This is a genomic window from Streptomyces sp. NPDC033131 (assembly GCF_055578365.1).
Window position 1 is genome coordinate 109,578 of record NZ_JBVIPA010000016.1, and the last position, 14,837, is coordinate 124,414.

Below are 14,837 nucleotides of genomic sequence, written 5' to 3' on the forward strand. Positions count from 1 at the left end.
CCGGCTCAGGTGGCGTCCAGCGTCACCGTGAAGGAGAAGCGGTCGCCCCGGTAGTGGATGACGGCGGCGTCGAGGACCCGCCCGTGGGTGTCGTAGGTGACGCCCGTGTAGTGCAGGATCGGGCTGAGCAGCGGGACGTGGAGCAGGCGTGCCGTCTCCGGGTCCGCCAGGCGGGCCTGCACGGTGTCCGTGATGCGGCTGATGTCCGCCCCGACGACGTCCCGGAGCACCTTCGTCATCGGCCAGCGGGCCAGGTCGTCCGGGTCGATGTGCGCCGCGAGTTCGGGACGGACGTAGTTGCGGGCGTGGTTGGTCGGCTCGCCGGTCTTCTCGTCGCCGCGCAGCCGGTGGTACGTCGCCACCTCGGCGAGATCCGGGAAGTACTCGGCGACCTCGGCCGGCACGGCCGCCTTGCCGTGGTCGAGCAGCCGCGTCGCCATGCCGGACTGCTGGGCCACGATGGCGTCCACCGAACCGAGGAGCCGCACCGGGGCGCCCCTGAGGGCGTCCGGCTCGATGAACGTGCCGCGCCTGCGATGGCGCGTGATCAGGCCCTCGTCCTCCAGCTCCTTCAGTGCCTGCCGCATGGTCAGCACGCTCACCCCGTAGTGGCCCGCCAGCTGCTCCTCGGTGGGCAGCCGCAGCGGGTCCTGCGGTGAGCGGCCCAGTATCGAGGCCCGCAGCGACTGCGACACCTGGTACCAGAGCGGCAGCTTGCGGTTCAGGACGATCGAGTCCGGGGCGAAGGAGGTCACGGGGCCATCCGTACCGGTCGGGAATCCTCAGTGCAAGGGGCGGAAGTGCCGCTCCAGGCCCTGCCACACGTCGTCGTAGCCCTGTTGCAGATGCTCCGCCTGAGCCGCGTGGGGTGTCAGGGTGACCGGCCAGCGCGTCTCGAACATGAACGCCAGTCCGTCGTCGACCTTCTGCGGCCGGAGTTCGGCGGCGCTCGCCCGGTCGAAGGTGTCCCGGTCCGGGCCGTGCGCCGACATCATGTTGTGCAGCGAGCCGCCGCCGGCCACGAAGCCCCCCGGACCTGAGGTCTTCGCGTCGTAGGCGCCCTCGATGAGTCCCATGTACTCGCTCATCACGTTCCGGTGGAAGTACGGCGGCCGGAAGGTGTCCTCGCCCACCAGCCAGCGCGGCGCGAAGACGACGAAGTCGACGCCGGCCAGGCCGGGGGTGTCGGACGGCGACGTCAGCACCGTGAAGATCGACGGGTCGGGATGGTCGTACGAGATGCTGCCCAGCACATTGAAACGGCGCAGGTCGTAGACGTACGGCACATGGTTGCCGTGCCAGGCGACCACGTCGAGGGGCGAGTGGTCGTACGTGGCCGTCCAGAGGTTGCCGCAGAACTTGTTGACCACCTCCACCGGACCCTCGACGTCCTCGTAGGCGGCGACCGGCGCGCGGAAGTCCCGGGGGTTGGCGAGGCCGTTGGCGCCGATGGGGCCGAGATCGGGGAGGTGGAAGGGGGTGCCGTAGTTCTCGCACACATAACCGCGGGCGGAGGCATCCAGCAGCTCCACACGGAAGCGGACCCCACGGGGAATCAGCGCCACGTGTCCCGGCTCCACCTGCAGCCGCCCGAACTCCGTGCACAGCAGCAGTCCGCCGTGCTCCGGCACGATCAGCAGCTCGCCGTCGGCGTCACTGAAGACGCGGTCCATCGAGGTGTCCGCGTGGTACAGGTGCACGGCCATGCCGGTGCGCTGGGTCGCGTCGCCGTTGCCGCCGAGGGTCCACAGGCCGGCGAGGAAGTCGGTGCCCCGCGCGGGTTCGGGCAGGGGGTCCCAGCGCAGCCGGTTCGGATCCGGCGCGGTCTGCGTGAAGGGCGCCGTACGGATCCGGCCATTGTCGGTGCGCGTGAATGCCGGGTGCGCGGCCGAGGGGCGGATGCGGTACAGCCACGAACGGCGGTTGTGCGCCCGTGGCTCGGTGAACGCCGTACCGCTGAGCTGCTCCGCGTAGAGCCCGAGGGGGGCGCGCTGCGGCGAGTTGCGGCCTTCGGGCAGCGCGCCCGGGACGGCCTGCGAGCTGTGCTCGTTGCCGAAACCGGAGAGGTGGGTGAGTCCCTCGGCGGTCTTCCGCGCGTCCCCGTGCATGATCGCTCCCTTGCGGTCTGATTCCTATGCATCACCGTAGGATTGCGGTTTCCCGGGCGCAAGGGGGACGCGCGACCTCCTCACGGATGACGTCGGGCGCCCGGAACCAGACTCCAGGGGGATACGAGGTGTCGCACCGGTGTTCTACGCTCCCCGGCATGGCGTGGACGCGGGCACTTCTTGCTGCGCTCGCGGTCTGTGTCCTGCTGCTGACAGGATCCGCGGGCTGTGGCACCAGCGGTGCGGACGAGCAACAGAAGCAGAGGAACGAGGCCTCACCCTCACCGGTGGGCGAGGTCGTCGGGGAAACGGACGAGGAGGGCCACCGCTACCGTGAGGTGGACGAGGAGGACGCGCCCGACGTCGGCATCGAGGTGCAGCCCGCCGACGACGACAGCTGGAGTGTCCGGCTGACCCTCGAGGACTTCCGCCTCTCGCCCGCCGGCGCGAAGCCCGAGGCGGTGGCCGGCCGCGGGATCGCCCGCCTCTTCGTGGACGGTCATCCCGTCGCCCGTCTGCGCACCACCGAGTACCGCCTCTCCGCGCGCTACGTCCCGCACGGCACCCACCACGTCACCGCGCGCCTGTACGCCGACGACGGCACGGTGTGGGCCGTCGACGGCGAACCGGTCGAGAGCACGGCGGACATCACGGCGTCGGGACCTTCGGGGGCCTCGCGGTCGTCCCCGCACTCGGGGCCGGAACCCACCGGCACCGCCAACGGCGCGCTGAGTGCGCCGGACCCCGTGCTCCGTACTGAGGAGCGAGCTTCCCCGGACCGCGGCGGAAAGGCATCATGAAGCCCGTGCCCCCAGCGACATCGCTCCGTCGAGCGCCCGTACAGCGGCGCAGCGCCGAACGGCTGACCAGGATCCTCGACGCGTGCGCGGACCTCCTCGACGAGGTCGGCTACGACGCCCTGAGCACCCGGGCCGTCGCCCTGCGCGCCGGCGTCCCCATCGGCTCGGTCTACCGCTTCTTCGGCAACAAGCGCGCGATGGCCGACGCCCTCGCCCAGCGCAACCTGGAGCGCTACACCGAGCGCGTCACCGAGCGTCTCGAGGAGACCGGCGGTGCGGGAGGCTGGCGGGCGGCGATGGACGCCGTGCTCGACGAGTACCTCGCCATGAAGCGCACCGCCCCCGGCTTCTCCCTCGTCGACTTCGGCAACCAGATCCCGGTCGGCTCCGGCTACGCCGAACCCAATCACCGGGTCGCCGACCGGCTCACCGACCTCCTCTCCGGCTATCTCGACCGGGCACCGGACGAGGATGTGCGGCGCACCTTCCTCGTCGCCGTGGAAACCGCCGACACCCTCGTCCACCTGGCCTTCCGGGTGGCTCCGGAGGGCGACGGGAAGATCATCGAAGAGACTCGGGAGCTGCTGCGGGCCTACCTGGCGCGCGTCCTGGACTGACACCTCGGTCCCCTTCCGCCGGCTTCCGCCGGCAGTTCCGTCCCCGTCACCCCTCCCCACACGGCATACCGGTCGGTATGCTCGGTTCCGATCCGAGCGCCACCGTCGCCGCCGTCCTCGGGGAGGACCCGTGTCCCGCACCGCCCTGCGCATCTGCCCCCTCTGTGAGGCCACCTGCGGCCTGACCCTCACCATCGAGGGGACCAGGGTGACCGGCGCCCGTGGTGACCGCGACGACGTGTTCAGCCGCGGGTTCATCTGCCCCAAGGGGGCCTCCTTCGGGGCCGTCGACGGGGACCCCGACCGGCTGTGCACCCCGCTCGTCCGCAAGGACGGCGAGCTGCGCGAGGCCACCTGGGAGGAGGCCTTCGACGCGGTCGCCGCAGGCATCCGGACCGCCGTCGAGCGGTACGGACCGAACGCCGTCGGCGTCGTCCTCGGCAACCCCAACGTGCACACCATGGCCGGCGCGCTCTACCCGTCGGTGCTCCTCGCCGGGCTCGGCACCCGCAGCATCTTCACCGCGTCCACGGTCGACCAGATGCCCAAACACGTCTCCAGCGGGCTGCTGTACGGCGACGCCAACGCGATCCCCGTACCCGACCTGGACCACACCGATCACCTGCTGCTCCTGGGCGCCAACCCCCTGGAGTCCAACGGGAGTCTGTGCACCGCGGCCGACTTCCCCGGCAAGCTCAAGGCGCTCAAGGCCCGCGGCGGCACGCTCACCGTCGTCGACCCGCGCCGCACCCGCACCGCCAAGCTCGCCGACCGGCACCTCGCGATCCGGCCCGGCACCGACGCCCTGCTGCTCGCGGCGATGGCCCACGTCCTCTTCGAGGAAGGGCTCGTGGACCTCGGTGAGCTGGCCCCGCATGTGCAAGGGCTCGGCGAACTCGCCGCAGCCGTCCAGGACTTCACCCCCGAAGCCGTGGCCGAGGCCTGCGACGTGGACGCCGTCACGATCCGCGCCCTGGCCCGCGAACTCGCCGCCGCCCCCACCGCCGCCGTATACGGTCGCATCGGCAGCTGCACGGTCCCGCACGGCACCCTCGCCAGCTGGCTCGTCGACGTCCTCAACATCCTCACCGGCAACCTCGACCGCCCGGGCGGCGCCCTCTTCCCGCAGGCGGCCACCGACAGGACGCCGCGCCCCGCCGGGCCCGGCCACGGCTTCGCGCTCGGGCGCTGGCACTCCCGGGTGAGCGGGCACCCCGAGGCGAAGGGCGAGCTGCCGCTCTCCGCGCTCGCCGAGGAGATCGACACGGCCACCGAGCAGGGCGAACCGGTCCGCGCGCTCATCGCCGTCGCCGCCAACCCGGTGCTGTCCGCCCCCGACGGGGACCGGCTGGACAAGGCCCTCGACTCGCTCGACTTCATGGTCAGCGTCGACCCGTACCTGAACGAGACCTCGCGCCACGCCCACGTCGTGCTGCCGCCGCCCCCGCCCTCCCAGAGCCCGCACCACGACTTCGCCTTCAACACCCTCGCCGTCCGCAACCAGGTCCGCTACACCCGCCCCGCCGTGCCCCTGGAGCCCGGCCGGACGGCGGAGACCGAGATCCTGGCCCGACTGGTCCTGGCCGCGACCGGCATGCACGGCGCCGACCCGGCCGCCGTCGACGCGATGGTGATCGACCAGACCCTCGGCAAGGCGGTCAAGGAGCCGCACTCCCCGGTCCACGGCCGGGACCCGCGCGAACTCGCCGCACAGCTCACCGGTGAGAGCGGCCCCGAGCGGCGGCTCGACCTGATGCTGCGCCTCGGCCCCTACGGCGACGGCTTCGGCGTACGCCCGGACGGCCTGAGCCTGGAGAAACTGCTCGCGCATCCGCACGGCATCGACCTGGGGCCGCTGAGCCGGCGCCTGCCGCAGCCGCTGAAGACCCGCAGCGGCAAGGTCGAGCTGCTGCCGCGGCCGATCGCCGACGACCTGCCCCGCCTCCGGCAGGCCCTGCACGAGCGGCCCGCCGGGCTCGTCCTCGTCGGCCGCCGCCATCTGCGCTCCAACAACAGCTGGATGCACAACGTCCCCGCCCTCACCGGCGGCAGCAACCGCTGCACCCTGCACATCCACCCCGAGGACGCCGAACGGCTGGGCGTACGGGACGGGGCGCCGGTGCGGGTCAAGGGCTCCGGGGGAGAGGTCACCGCGCCCGCCGAGGTCACCGACGGGGTGCGCCGGGGTGTGGTGAGCCTGCCGCACGGCTGGGGCCACGACCGGCCCGGAACCCGGCTCAGCCACGCCTCCGCCGACCCCGGAGTCAACGTCAACCAGATCCTCGACGGCAGCCTGCTCGACCCGCTCTCGGGCAACGCCGTTCTCAACGGAGTGCCCGTCGAAGTCGCCGCCGTGACCGAAAAGTTCCCTGCTCTGACCTGAGCAAAGCTGTGACCAGGAGTTTTGCGCTTATTGCTCGCGTGTCAACGTCTTGTTAACGCCACTTGACGAGTCCTAACGTCGTCGCCACCGCCGGCCCTGGTGGGAGTTCAAGGGCGAACGTTAGGTATCCACTCATGCTGACCATCCTCGGCTTCGCCATGATCGCGACCTTCCTGGTCCTGATCATGATGAAGAAGATGTCGCCGATCGCGGCGCTCGTACTGATCCCCGCACTGTTCTGTGTGTTCGTGGGAAAGGGCGCCAAGCTCGGTGACTACGTCATCGACGGCGTCACCAGCCTCGCCCCCACCGCGGCGATGCTCATGTTCGCGATCGTCTACTTCGGTGTGATGATCGACGTCGGCCTCTTCGACCCGGTCGTTCGCGGGATCCTGAAGTTCGCGAAGGCCGACCCGATGCGGATCGTCGTCGGCACCGCGGTCCTCGCCGCGATCGTCTCGCTCGACGGCGACGGCTCGACCACCTTCATGATCACGGTCTCGGCGATGTACCCGCTGTACAAGCGCCTCAAGATGAGCCTGGTCGTCATGACCGGCGTCGCCGCCATGGCCAACGGCGTGATGAACACCCTGCCGTGGGGCGGCCCCACCGCCCGTGCCGCCACCGCCCTCAAGCTGGACGCCAGCGACATCTTCGTCCCGATGATCCCGGCCCTGCTGGTCGGCCTCCTCGGCGTCTTCATCCTGTCGTACGTCCTCGGCGTGCGGGAGCGCAGGCGGCTCGGCGTGCTGACGCTGGGCGAGGTCCTGGTGGAGGAGAAGGCCGAGAAGAAGGTCGAGGAGAAGGAGACCGAGACGGTCCTCGTCGGCGCGGGCGGTTCCGGCGACGGCACGACCCCGGCCCGTACCGGCGGCGCGGGCTTCGGCACCGACGCCGACGAGGAGGACGAGGACGACTTCCCGGGCCTCGACCAGAACCGGGCCACCCTGCGTCCCAAGCTCCTGTGGTTCAACTTCCTGCTCACGGTCGCGCTGCTCACCGCCATGATCATGGAGTACCTGCCGATTCCGGTGCTGTTCCTGATCGGCGCCGCGCTCGCGCTCACCGTGAACTTCCCGCACATCCCCGACCAGAAGGCCCGCCTCGCCGCCCACGCGGACAACGTCCTCAACGTCTCCGGCATGGTCTTCGCCGCCGCCGTCTTCACCGGCGTCCTCCAGGGCACCGGCATGGTCGACAGCATGGCCAAGTGGATGGTGGACGTCATCCCCGAGGGCATGGGCCCGCACATGGCCCTCGTCACCGGTGTCCTGAGCCTCCCCCTCACCTACTTCATGTCCAACGACGGCTTCTACTTCGGCGTCCTCCCGGTCCTCGCCGAGGCCGGCGCCGCGCACGGCGTCTCGCCGCTGGAGATGGCCCGTGCCTCGCTGGTCGGCCAGCCGCTGCACATGTCGAGCCCGCTCGTCCCGGCCGTGTACGTCCTGGTCGGCATGGCCAAGGTCGAGTTCGGCGACCACACCAGGTTCGTGGTCAAGTGGGCCGTGATGACATCTCTGATCATCCTCGGGGCAGGGATCCTCTTCGGAATCATCTGATGCACACCTCGACCAACTCCCCCTGGAGGGAACAACTGTGAGGCCCGGTGGGAACCGCGGCTGGCTGCTCCGCCTCGTCATCGCCTTCAGCTTCGCGCAGGGGGCGGTGTCGATGGCCCGGCCCGCCGTGTCCTACCGGGCCCTCGCGCTGGGCGCGGACGAGCGGGCCATCGGCGTCATCGCGGGCGTCTACGCGCTGTTGCCGCTCTTCGCCGCCGTCCCGCTGGGCCGCCGCACCGACCACGGCCGCTGCGCGCCCCTGCTGCCGGCCGGCGTGGTCCTGATATCCGGCGGCTGCGCCCTCAGCGGCATCGCCGACTCCCTGTGGGCCATGGCGGTCTGGAGCGGGGTGATGGGCCTCGGCCACCTCTGCTTCGTGATCGGCGCACAGTCGCTCGTGGCCCGCCAGTCCGCCCCGCACGAACAGGACCGCAACTTCGGCCACTTCACCATCGGCGCCTCCCTCGGCCAACTGGTCGGGCCGATCGCGGCGGGCGCCCTGATCGGCGGCCGGGACATGGCGGGCACCAGCGCGCTCGCCCTGGTCGTCGCCGGCGCGGGAGCCGCGGTCGCGTTCAGCTCGCTGTGGCGCATAGAGGACCGTACGGCGCTCACGTCCGGTACGGCACCCGGCGACCGCGTCCCCGTCCAGCGCATCCTGCGCGCCCGGGGCGTACCCGCGGGCATCTTCATCAGCCTCGCCGTGCTGTCCGCCACCGACATCCTCACCGCCTACCTCCCGGTGGTCGGCGAACACCGGGGCATCGCCCCGGCCGTGATCGGCCTCCTGCTCAGCCTGCGCGCCGCGGCCACGATCGCCTGCCGCCTGGTGCTGACGCCGCTGCTGCGGCTGCTGGGCCGGACGGTGCTGCTCACCGTCACCTGTCTGCTGGCGGCCGTGCTGTGCGCCGGCATCGCACTGCCGGTGCCGGTGTGGGGCCTGGCCCTGATACTCGCGGCCCTCGGCTTCTGCCTCGGCGTCGGACAGCCGCTGTCCATGACGACGGTCGTCCAGGCGGCCCCCGACGGCGCCCGCTCCACCGCCCTCGCCCTGCGCCTGACCGGCAACCGGCTCGGCCAGGTGGCCGCGCCCGCCGCCGCCGGCCTGATCGCGGGCGTCGCGGGCGTGGCCGCGCCGTTCGTGATGCTCGGCGCGCTGCTGCTGCTGTCCTCGGGGGTCGCACTGCGGTCGCCGGCCAGGCCGGCCGGGGAACGGGCGCCGGACTCCGAGCCCCGCAGGTCGCGGGTCGCACTGGACCGGAAGAGGGATGTCTGACGGGAGGCAGGTCGCTGCTCCCACCATCCGCGGCGCGGATGTGAAAGAGAGTCAGATCAACTGCGATTTGTACGAAAATCGTCTGACTCGGAGGAATCTGCATGCCCACGACGCCTCTTCTGCGCCGCGCCGGAGCGCGCACCGCCGCTCTCGCGGCGCTCACCGCCGCGGTGACCCCCCTGACGGGGGCGCCGACGGCGGGTGCCGTGCCGATGGCGCCCGGGGACAACGGCACCGTCAAGATCCACTCGGCACCGTACGACGGTGTCGAGCGCACACCCTTCGGCGACCCGCGGGACGAGCCGAAGGTCTGCAAGTTCTACATCGACGCCGCCCAGTTCGACACGATCCAGGCCGTCGACTGGACCATCCAGACGCAGCCGCCGGTGGCGGGCGGCGCGGAACGCCGTGGGGCCATCACGCTCATCGGCGGCTCCGGCCACAGTGAGGACATGGTGCTGCCCGACGGCCAGTACAAGCTCGTCTGGACGATCAGGGGCGGCAACGGCACGGGCAAGCAGAAGGTGTTCAAGGTCGACTGCACGGTGCAGCCGAGCGCGTCTCCCGGCCCCAACGGAGGTCCGCCCGCCGGCGGTGGCGGACTCGCCCGCGGTGAGGCCTTCACGCCGGTCGCCGGTGCCGCCGTCGTCGGCCTTGCCGCGGTGACCGGGACGGTCTGGTTCCGGCTCCGGCGTCGCCCGCATGGCGCGGCGTAGGCGTCCTCGCAGGCGCTGGTACCGCACACGCGCCTACCGCCTGGCCAGGACGGTCGTACTGACCGTCTCCCTGGTGGCGGGCGGCGTCTGGTGCGCCCAGGACGAGGAGCCCGGCGGGGCGGCGGCCGTCGCCCCGCCGGACACCCCGGGGCCGCCGGGGGCCCGGGTCGACGCGCGGGCGGCGCAACAGGAGCGGCTGCCCACCGGCACCGGACTGCACGGACCCCCGCCCGGTCGGGGCGGGACCCGCATCGGCGCCGACACCGGCGAGGCGGAGCCGACAGGGCCGCGGGCCCGCCCCCGGGCAGGCGGACCCGGTCAGCCCTCCGGCACCCGCGTGGACGCGGACGGCGCCCGGCGCGAGCCGCCCCGGCCCCGTGGTGCCCCGGCGGGCGCGGCACAACGGCCGCGTCCGGAGGCGAGGGCCGGCGCACACACGGGCAGGCCGCAGCCGCCCGGCACGCGCACCGACCCGGGCAGACGGCAGCCACCCGGCGCCCGCACCGGCGCGGGCGTGGCACCGCGGCCCAGGGCCGACGCCCGCCGTGCCCCGGCTCCGCCGCCGTACCGCCTCCTGTCCCGGTCCCGTGCGACCCGGCTGGCCATCCCCTACCTGGACGTCGACGCCCCGGTCATGGCGCTCCGTCTCGACCGTGAGCGGCGCCTGCCCGCGCCCCCGGACGACGACCCGAACCTGGTCGGCTGGTACGACGGCGGGCCGTCGCCCGGTGAGCAGGGGACCGCCGTGGCCGTCGGCCACCTCGACACGGACACCGGCCGTGCCGTCTTCGCGGGCCTCACCGAACTGAAGACCGGTCGCCTGATCGAGGCCCGGCGTGCCGACGGCCGGACCGCCGTCTACACCGTCGACGCCATCAAGAAGTACGAGAAGGCGGACTTCCCCGACCGGGAGGTGTACGGCGCCCGCGGCCGCCCCGAGCTGCGGCTGATCACCTGCGGGGGCAGCTACGACCGCAGGTCCGGCTACTCGGGCAACGTCGTCGTCTTCGCCCACCTCGTCAAGATCCGCGAACCGGACCGGCCCGCTCGCAGCCGCTGAACCCGGCCGTCCGCTTTCTCACCAGATGGACCGGGCATCCCGATCCCGCCAAGTGCCTTCCCCGGGCGCACACAATCCGTTAGCTTCCGTGACCCACACGCCCCGTACGACCCGCACGTGGCGTCCGACCGCGGAGCACCAGCGTTCGCTCAGTGAGCCCTCGGGGGCACCTGCCATGACACGCGCCATCTCTCTGCACGACGTGAGCAAGACCTATACGCGAGACGTCCGCGTGGTGGACCGGCTGTCGCTGGACATCGCGCCCGGCGAGTTCCTCGTGCTGCTCGGCCCCTCCGGCTGCGGCAAGTCCACGGTGCTCAGAATGATCGCCGGCCTGGAGGAGATCACCGAGGGGCAGTTGCTGCTCGACGGCGAGTACGCCAACGACCTGATCCCCTCCGAGCGGGACATGGCGATGGTGTTCCAGAACTTCGCCCTCTACCCGAACATGACGAGCCGCGGCAACATCGGCTTCCCGCTGCGCATCGAGGCGCCGGGCGAGGATCCGGCCCCGCGCGTGGACGCCACCGCCCGCATGCTGGGCATCGAGGACCTTCTCGACCGCCTCCCCGGCCAGCTCTCCGGCGGTGAACGCCAGCGCGTCGCCATGGGCCGGGCGATCGCCCGGCATCCCTCGGCCTTCCTGATGGACGAACCGCTGTCCAACCTGGACGCCAAGCTCCGCAACCACCTGCGCGCCGAGATCGCCGCACTCACCCGGCAGCTGGGTGTCACCACGGTGTACGTCACCCACGACCAGGCCGAGGCCATGTCGCTCGGCGACCGGGTCGCCGTCCTGCGCGGCGGCGTGCTCCAGCAGCTGGACACCCCGCGCACGGTGTACGCACTGCCCCGCAACGTCTTCGTCGCCGCCTTCATCGGCACCCCGCGCATCAACCTTCTGCGGGGCATCGTCCGCGCCCCGCTGGACGGCGCGATGACCATCAGCCTCGGCAAGCAGTACCTGCGGCTGCCCGAACCTCTCTCCCTGGACCACCAGTTGCTCCGCGTCCAGCAGGGCCGCGAGGTCATCGTCGGACTGCGCTCGGAGGCCGTCCGCATCGCCAAACCGGCCGCCGCCCGGCCCGGCGAGGTGGCGATCAGCGGGCTGGTGGAGCACGTGGAGTTCCAGGGCCACGAGATCCTGGTCCACTTCGACACCGGCTCCCGCCCCGCCGTCGTCCCGGACCTGGAGGCCCCGCGCCCCACCACCCGCCCGAACCGGCGCCGCCGCCGCGAGGGCACGGTCCTGGACCGCTTCCGGGACCGGGCGGGTGCGTTGCGGGCCGGCCCGGTGGTGGTCCTGGACGACCCGGCCGACCCCACCCCCGAAGCCGCCCCGGCCGAAGCCCGCCTCCCCGGCGACCTCGTCGTCCGCACCACCCCCGACCTCGACCTCCGCCGCGGGATGCACGTCCCGCTCCTCGTCGACATCGCCCACCTGTTCGTCTTCGACCAGCACGGCGAACGCATCTGCCCGGCGCCGGCACGGCTGCCGGACCTGGACGAGTGACGCCCTCGGCTCCCAGGGGGTTTTCGCCCCCGCCGCCCCTTCCCGTTCCCGTCCTTCTGGGGCTCCGCCCCAGACCCCGCTCCTCAAACGCCGGAGGGGCTGAATTTCAGCCCGTCCGGCGTTTGAGGACGAGGCCGTTCAGGCCGAAAAGCGGGGTCTGGGGGCGCAGCCCCCAGGGACGGGACGGGAAGGGGCGGCGGGGGCGGGAGCCTGGCGCATAAAAACTAACGCCGCTAGTTTATGAGGTGGACGACGCAGCCCCGCCCGGGAGGACGCACCATGAAGGCACACGACGGCATGTACATCGACGGTCAGTGGCGCCCCGCCGCCGGCCCGGAGTCGATCGAGGTCGTGAACCCGGCCGACGAGCAGGTCGTCGGCCGGGTCCCGGCCGGTACCGCGGAGGACGTCGACGCCGCCGTACGGGCCGCCCGAGCCGCCCTCCCGGCCTGGGCCGCGACCGCCCCCGCCGAGCGGGCCGCGCGCCTGGCCGCCCTCCGGGACGTGCTCGCGGCCCGCAAGGAGGAGATCGCCGAGACGGTCACCGCCGAGCTGGGCTCGCCCCTGAAGTTCTCGCAGAACGTCCACGCGGCCGTCCCGATCGCCGTCGCCGGCTCCTACGCCGAGCTGGCGGCGACGCACGTCTTCGAGGAGAAGGTCGGCAACTCGACCGTCCACCACGAGCCCGTCGGCGTGGTCGGCGCGATCACGCCCTGGAACTACCCGCTGCACCAGATCGTCGCCAAGGTCGCCCCGGCGCTGGCCGCGGGTTGCACGGTGGTCCTGAAGCCCGCAGAGGACACCCCGCTCGTCGCCCAGCTGTTCGCCGAGGCGGTCCACGAGGCAGGTGTCCCGGCCGGCGTCTTCAACCTGGTCACCGGGCTCGGTCCGGTCGCCGGACAGGCCCTGGCCGAGCATCCGGACGTCGACCTGGTCTCCTTCACCGGCTCCACGGCCGTCGGCCGGCGGATCGGCGCGACCGCCGGTGCCGCCGTCAAGAAGGTCGCCCTCGAACTGGGCGGCAAGTCCGCCAACGTCATCCTGCCGAGCGCCGACCTGGCCAAGGCGGTCAACGTCGGCGTCGCCAACGTCATGTCCAACTCGGGGCAGACGTGCAGTGCCTGGACGCGGATGCTCGTGCACCGGGAGCGGTACGACGAAGCCGTCGAGCTGGCCGCCACCGCCGCCGCGAAGTACGGCGACCGCATCGGTCCGGTCGTCAACGCCAAGCAGCAGGCGCGGGTGCGCGGTTACATCGAGAAGGGGGTGGCCGAGGGGGCCCGCCTGGCCGCGGGCGGTCCCGAAGCCCCGCGCGAACAGGGCTACTTCGTCAGCCCGACCGTCTTCGCGGACGTCACCCCGGACATGACCATCGCCCAGGAGGAGATCTTCGGCCCGGTCCTGTCGATCCTCCCCTACGAGGACGAGGAGGACGCCCTGCGCATCGCCAACGGCACCGTCTACGGCCTCGCGGGCGCCGTCTGGGCCGGCGACGAGGAGGAGGCGGTGGCCTTCGCGCGCCGCCTGGAGACCGGGCAGGTCGACATCAACGGCGGGCGCTTCAACCCCCTCGCCCCCTTCGGCGGTTACAAGCAGTCGGGTGTCGGCCGCGAACTCGGCGCGCACGGTCTCACCGAGTACCTCCAGACCAAGTCCCTGCAGTTCTGAGGAGCGTTCCCGTGGTTCGTGCCGCCGTACTTCCCGCCGTGGGCGCTCCGCTGGAGATCGCCGAGATCGACCTGCCGGACCCCGGCCCCGGCCAGGTCCGCGTCCGGCTCGCCGCCGCCGGAGTCTGCCACTCCGACCTGTCCCTGTCCGACGGCACCATGCGCGTGCCCGTCCCCGCCGTCCTCGGCCACGAGGGCGCCGGCACGGTCGTCGCCGTCGGCGAAGGGGTCACGCACCTCGCGCCCGGCGCCGAGGTGGTCCTCAACTGGGCCCCGTCCTGCGGCGGCTGCCACGCCTGCTCGCTCGGCGAGGTCTGGCTGTGCGCCAACGCCCTGAACGGCGCCGCCGACGTGTACGCGCAACGGGCGTCCGACGGCACCGACCTCCACCCCGGCCTGAACGTGGCCGCGTTCGCCGAGGAGACGGTCGTCTCCGCGAACTGCGTCCTGCCGGCCCCGGACGGCGTCCCCCTCACCGACGCGGCCCTCCTCGGCTGCGCGGTCCTCACCGGCTACGGCGCCGTCCACCACTCGGCCCGGGTCCGCCAGGGGGAGACGGTCGCGGTGTACGGCGTCGGGGGAGTGGGCCTCGCCGCGCTCCAGGCGGCCCGGATCGCGGGCGCGTCCAGGATCGTCGCGGTCGACGTCTCCCCGGCGAAGGAGGAGCTGGCGCGCGGCGCCGGCGCCACCGACTACGTGGTGGCCTCCGACACCACCGCCCGCGAGATCCGCGCCCTCACCGGCAGGCAGGGCGTCGACGTGGCCGTGGAGTGCGTCGGCCGCGCGGCCACCATCCGCACGGCCTGGGACTCCACCCGCCGCGGCGGCCGTACGACGGTCGTCGGCATCGGCGGCAAGGATCAGCAGGTCGCCTTCAACGCCCTGGAGCTCTTCCACTGGGGCCGGACCCTGGCGGGCTGCGTCTACGGCAACTCCGACCCGGCGCGGGACCTGCCGGTCCTCGCCCAACACGTGCGGGCGGGCCGCCTGGACCTGGGCGCGCTGGTGACGGAACGCATCGGCCTGGAGGGCATTCCGGCGGCCTTCGAGAACATGCTGGCCGGCAAGGGCGGCAGGGCACTGGTCGTCTTCTAGCGCCTGCCCCGCGCGTGCCCCGGCCTCCGTGCGGGACCGGGGC

12 protein-coding genes are annotated in these 14,837 nt (G+C 72.5%); 10 read left to right on the forward strand and 2 right to left on the reverse strand.

Going from position 1 to position 14,837, the window contains the following annotated elements; translation table 11 throughout:
- Positions 1 to 5 precede the first annotated feature (5 nt).
- Positions 6 to 755 carry a GntR family transcriptional regulator gene (locus ACZ5XS_RS21710; protein ID WP_217238847.1) on the reverse strand — a complete coding sequence of 250 codons (750 nt, stop codon included), beginning with the start codon at positions 753 to 755 and terminating at the stop codon, positions 6 to 8.
- A gap of 27 nt (positions 756 to 782) precedes the next feature.
- On the reverse strand, positions 783 to 2,108 hold the full coding sequence (gene hmgA, locus ACZ5XS_RS21715; protein ID WP_468653656.1) for a homogentisate 1,2-dioxygenase: 1,326 nt from the start codon (positions 2,106 to 2,108) through the stop codon (positions 783 to 785).
- A gap of 158 nt (positions 2,109 to 2,266) precedes the next feature.
- On the opposite strand from hmgA, the gene ACZ5XS_RS21720 reads away from it, so the two are divergent.
- The 10 genes from ACZ5XS_RS21720 (at position 2,267) to ACZ5XS_RS21765 (ending at position 14,794) form a co-directional block, all read left to right on the forward strand.
- Entirely contained in the window at positions 2,267 to 2,908 is a 642-nt protein-coding gene (locus ACZ5XS_RS21720; RefSeq protein WP_468653658.1) for a hypothetical protein, read from the forward strand.
- Positions 2,905 to 3,525, forward strand: a complete 621-nt coding sequence (locus ACZ5XS_RS21725; RefSeq protein WP_468653660.1) for a TetR/AcrR family transcriptional regulator — start codon at positions 2,905 to 2,907, stop codon at positions 3,523 to 3,525. Before ACZ5XS_RS21720 ends, ACZ5XS_RS21725 begins: the two co-directional genes overlap by 4 nt.
- 130 nt (positions 3,526 to 3,655) lie before the next feature.
- The gene (locus ACZ5XS_RS21730; protein WP_468653662.1) at positions 3,656 to 5,908 is read left to right on the forward strand and encodes a molybdopterin oxidoreductase family protein; all 2,253 of its coding nucleotides are present in this window, start codon (positions 3,656 to 3,658) and stop codon (positions 5,906 to 5,908) included.
- Between the two features lie 134 nt (positions 5,909 to 6,042).
- Positions 6,043 to 7,467, forward strand: coding sequence for a CitMHS family transporter (locus ACZ5XS_RS21735; protein WP_468653664.1), 1,425 nt, complete (start codon positions 6,043 to 6,045; stop codon positions 7,465 to 7,467).
- 37 nt (positions 7,468 to 7,504) lie between these two features.
- Positions 7,505 to 8,743, forward strand: coding sequence for an MFS transporter (locus ACZ5XS_RS21740; protein WP_468653666.1), 1,239 nt, complete (start codon positions 7,505 to 7,507; stop codon positions 8,741 to 8,743).
- A 101-nt stretch (positions 8,744 to 8,844) separates the two neighbouring features.
- On the forward strand, positions 8,845 to 9,459 hold the full coding sequence (locus ACZ5XS_RS21745) for a hypothetical protein (RefSeq protein WP_468653668.1): 615 nt from the start codon (positions 8,845 to 8,847) through the stop codon (positions 9,457 to 9,459).
- On the forward strand, positions 9,446 to 10,519 hold the full coding sequence (locus ACZ5XS_RS21750; RefSeq protein WP_468653670.1) for a class F sortase: 1,074 nt from the start codon (positions 9,446 to 9,448) through the stop codon (positions 10,517 to 10,519). The genes ACZ5XS_RS21745 and ACZ5XS_RS21750 overlap by 14 nt, the downstream gene beginning before the upstream one ends.
- Positions 10,520 to 10,694: 175 nt before the next feature.
- Positions 10,695 to 12,032, forward strand: a complete 1,338-nt coding sequence (locus ACZ5XS_RS21755; protein WP_468653672.1) for an ABC transporter ATP-binding protein — start codon at positions 10,695 to 10,697, stop codon at positions 12,030 to 12,032.
- A gap of 279 nt (positions 12,033 to 12,311) precedes the next feature.
- On the forward strand, positions 12,312 to 13,700 hold the full coding sequence (locus ACZ5XS_RS21760; RefSeq protein WP_468653674.1) for an aldehyde dehydrogenase family protein: 1,389 nt from the start codon (positions 12,312 to 12,314) through the stop codon (positions 13,698 to 13,700).
- 11 nt (positions 13,701 to 13,711) lie between these two features.
- On the forward strand, positions 13,712 to 14,794 hold the full coding sequence (locus tag ACZ5XS_RS21765) for a Zn-dependent alcohol dehydrogenase (RefSeq protein ID WP_468653676.1): 1,083 nt from the start codon (positions 13,712 to 13,714) through the stop codon (positions 14,792 to 14,794).
- Positions 14,795 to 14,837: the final 43 nt, after the last annotated feature.

Bases quoted from the DNA above. Each gene is read 5' to 3' on its own strand.
- hmgA (WP_468653656.1), bottom strand. From the start codon at position 2,108: ATGCACGGGGACGCGCGGAAGACCGCCGAGGGACTCACCCACCTCTCC.
- ACZ5XS_RS21720 (WP_468653658.1), top strand. From the start codon at position 2,267: ATGGCGTGGACGCGGGCACTTCTTGCTGCGCTCGCGGTCTGTGTCCTG.
- ACZ5XS_RS21725 (WP_468653660.1), top strand. From the start codon at position 2,905: ATGAAGCCCGTGCCCCCAGCGACATCGCTCCGTCGAGCGCCCGTACAG.
- ACZ5XS_RS21735 (WP_468653664.1), top strand. From the start codon at position 6,043: ATGCTGACCATCCTCGGCTTCGCCATGATCGCGACCTTCCTGGTCCTG.
- ACZ5XS_RS21745 (WP_468653668.1), top strand. From the start codon at position 8,845: ATGCCCACGACGCCTCTTCTGCGCCGCGCCGGAGCGCGCACCGCCGCT.
- ACZ5XS_RS21750 (WP_468653670.1), top strand. From the start codon at position 9,446: ATGGCGCGGCGTAGGCGTCCTCGCAGGCGCTGGTACCGCACACGCGCC.
- ACZ5XS_RS21755 (WP_468653672.1), top strand. From the start codon at position 10,695: ATGACACGCGCCATCTCTCTGCACGACGTGAGCAAGACCTATACGCGA.
- ACZ5XS_RS21760 (WP_468653674.1), top strand. From the start codon at position 12,312: ATGAAGGCACACGACGGCATGTACATCGACGGTCAGTGGCGCCCCGCC.